We start from the raw sequence: 1,275 nt of genomic DNA, 5'->3' as shown, positions 1-1,275 counted from the left end.
CCCTTCGCCCCGACCCACCCCGCGGCCACCGGGTACTCCCCCCCGCCGCCCCGGGCCGGGCCCCCGCACGGCAGCATTCGCTGGATCTATGCGCGGGCGGAGATCGAGCGCGACGGCGAAGGCCGGCCCACGCGCCTCGTGGGCGCGCATGTGGACGTCACCGCCCTCAAGGCGGCCGAGGCCGCGCTGCGCGACCGCGAGGAGCGGCTGCGCCTCGCGCTCGAGGCCGCCAACCTCGGCGCCTGGGAGGTGGACCTGCAGGACGGCACGGCACACCGCACCGAGCGCGCTCTGGCGATCTTCGGCTTCGGTCCGGAGCATCATGCCTCGGCCTATCCGTCCTGGCGCGATCGCGTGCATCCCGCCGACCGCGAGAGGCTTGCCGCGGCGGTGGCCGCGCTGCGCGACGGCGCGGCGGAGAGCTACCGCCTCGAATACCGCTTCCGGCGGCCGGACGGGCGGTGGATCTGGGTCGAGAGCCACGGCCGGGCGGTGGGGCAGGACCGGCTGACCGGACTGCCGACGAAGCTGATCGGCACCACCCAGGACATCACCGCCCGGAAGGAGGCGGAGGAGCGCCAGGAGATCCTGGTCCACGAGCTGGACCACCGGGCCAAGAACACCCTGGCCGTGGTCCAGGCCGCGCTGCGCCTGACACCGCGCACCAGCGCCGCCGGCTTCGCCCGAGCGGTGGAAGGCCGGATCAACGCGCTGGCGCGGGCCCATACGCTGCTCGCCCGCGGCGGCTGGAGCGGGGCGCCGCTGAGCGTGGTGGCGGCGGACGCGCTCATGCCCTTCACCGGCATCGCCAAGCCGCCAACGACGGCGACCTTCGAAGGCCCGGAGGTGGTGCTCTGCCCATCCGCGGTCCAGGCACTCTCCATGGCGCTGCACGAGATGGCGACCAATGCCGCCAAGCACGGCGCCCTGTCGGCCGCCGGCGGCTCGGTGACGCTGCGCTGGCTGATGGACGGGGACGAGGTCCTGCACCTTTGCTGGCGCGAGGCGGGCGGCCCGCCGGTGCCCGCGCCGCCGCTGCGCCCGAGCTTCGGCTCCCCCCTGATCTCGGCGACGCTCACGCGGCCGCTCGGCGGGCGGATGGCGAGCCGGTGGGAGCCCGAAGGCCTGATCTGGGAAGCCTGGGTGCCGCTGTCCCGCCGGGTGGCGGGAGCGCAGCCGGCCGGCGCCGCCGGCGGGCCCGCCCGACCCCCCGGCCGTGCCGGCCGCGCGTCGCCCCCAGCGGGGCCAGCCCGCGCCGCCCCCCGAAAACACCGG

Annotated in this window: 1 protein-coding gene; it reads left to right on the top strand. The window is 76.6% G+C overall.

What is annotated here, in order from left to right; all coding sequences use genetic code 11:
• Nucleotides 1–150 precede the first annotated feature (150 nt).
• On the top strand, nt 151–1,275 hold a 1,125-nt coding region (locus AC1MIR_RS11885; RefSeq protein WP_480028364.1), incomplete at its 3' end, for a sensor histidine kinase.

The organism is Falsiroseomonas sp. RANM36 (assembly GCF_056682175.1).
This window is presented reverse-complemented; position numbering and strand designations above follow the sequence as displayed.